The following is a 1,647-nucleotide window of genomic DNA, read 5'->3' on the forward strand; positions in this document are numbered from 1 at the left end:
GCCACGTAGAGCGGGCAGGGGTCGGCCTCCGGCGGGGTGCACTTGACCAGGAAGTCGGTGTTCCCCTGCATGATCATCCTGTCGGCGATGGGATCCTTCACGGTGCCGAGAGAGGCCCGCTCCACCCCGTGGTTGATCAGCGCCCAGGCGTCCTTGGCGTAGTACGTCTCGTCGAACATGACCGCGTTCGGCCGCCCGAGGCCGACGAAGCGCAGGATCCCCCCGAAGGCAGCGACCAGCAACGGCCCCAGCCAGCCCCAGGCGACATTTCCCGACATGGGCGGCAAGAGACGATCCCGTGTTGATCCCATTCAGGGAATTATGGTGAAAAGTCAGCCTCGATGGACAGCTTGGTAAAGATCCCGTTTGGGGATTCCCGCCGCCTTCGCCACATCCACGATCGCCTGCTTCCTCGGCACCCCCGTCTCCTCACGGCGCGCGACCTCGTCCACCAGGTCCTCGATCACCGGCGGCAGGGCCTGCCCGACGTACCCGGCGACCACGATGGTGATCTCCCCCTTGACGCCCCCGGCCGCCCACTCGGCCAGCTCGCCGAGACCACCCCGCCGCACCTCCTCGTAGGTCTTGGTGAGCTCACGGCAGACCGCCGCCCGGCGGTCGGCGCCGAACGCCTCCGCCATCGCCGCCAGCGCGGCACCGAGCCGGTGCGGCGCCTCGAAGAACACCATCGTGCGCTCCTCCTCCGCGAGGGCCGAGAGCCTGCGGGAGCGCTCACCGGACTTGCGCGGCGGGAAGCCCTCGAAACAGAACCGGTCGCTGGGCAGCCCCGAGACGGCCAGCGCCGTGGTCACCGCCGACGGCCCCGGCAGCGAGGTGACCGCGATCCCGGCCTCGACCGCCAGGTGGGTCAGCCGGTAGCCGGGGTCGGAGACGCCCGGCATGCCGGCATCGGTGATGACCAGCACCGTCTTGCCGTCCTGGAGCGCGCCGAGGAGCTCGGCGGCCCGCCCTGCCTCGTTGGCGTCGTAGTAGGAGACGACCCGGCCGCCGATCTCGGCGCCCAGTTCCCCGGCCAGGCGCCGCAGCCGCCGGGTGTCCTCCGCCGCGACCACGTCCGCGCTCTCCAGCGCCAGCCTCAGCCGGGGTGAGGCGTCGCCCGCCTGCCCGATCGGAGCCCCTGCCAGCACAAGCCTGCCGTTGTCCGTCACCGCTCCATCCTCCCGCATTTCGGATGGCCCCCCGGCGCGGGGAGAAGTTAACCATTTAGTCCTGTAGTGAGGTGTTTCCTGGGCTAGCTGCGGTAAGGGGACCGTACGATGTCCGAGTGGCCGTGACCGACTTCCCCAGCCAGGCGTCAGAGCAGCCGGAGCCCCAGCCCGACGGCGGGCCCTCGGGTTCCGTTCGTGACCGTCTGGTGCCGCCGATGCCGGGAAACCCCCTGTGGGGCTGGCTGGGGCCGCTGCTGGTCACGGTGTTCGGGGCGATCCTGCGCTTCACCAACCTCGGTCACCCGAACGCGGTCATGTTCGACGAGACGTACTACGCCAAGGACGCCTGGGCACTGATCAACTTCGGTGCCGAGCACAACGTCGTCAAGGACGCCGACAAGATCCTGATGCGGGGCGGCACCGAGATCTGGCAGCAGTGCGCGCCCGCGGAGGTCGACAAGTGCGCCTCCTACGTGGT

1 protein-coding gene and 2 pseudogenes are annotated in these 1,647 nt (G+C 69.7%); 1 reads left to right on the forward strand and 2 read right to left on the reverse strand.

Annotation, left to right across the window (positions count from 1 at the left end):
- Together ABT061_RS48240 and rsmI are read right to left on the reverse strand one after the other, a co-directional pair.
- A pseudogene (locus ABT061_RS48240) lies at positions 1 to 278 on the reverse strand (phospholipid carrier-dependent glycosyltransferase); the annotation flags it as partial.
- A 54-nt stretch (positions 279 to 332) separates the two neighbouring features.
- Positions 333 to 1,187: a 16S rRNA (cytidine(1402)-2'-O)-methyltransferase gene (rsmI, locus tag ABT061_RS48245; protein ID WP_350930444.1), complete on the reverse strand. Its 855-nt coding sequence runs from the start codon at positions 1,185 to 1,187 to the stop codon at positions 333 to 335.
- 98 nt (positions 1,188 to 1,285) lie between these two features.
- On the opposite strand from rsmI, the pseudogene ABT061_RS48250 reads away from it, so the two are divergent.
- Positions 1,286 to 1,647 (forward strand): annotated as a pseudogene (locus tag ABT061_RS48250) (phospholipid carrier-dependent glycosyltransferase); the annotation flags it as partial.

The sequence above is a fragment of the Streptosporangium sp. NPDC002544 genome (genome assembly GCF_040295965.1).
In the GTDB taxonomy this organism is placed as follows: domain Bacteria; phylum Actinomycetota; class Actinomycetes; order Streptosporangiales; family Streptosporangiaceae; genus Streptosporangium.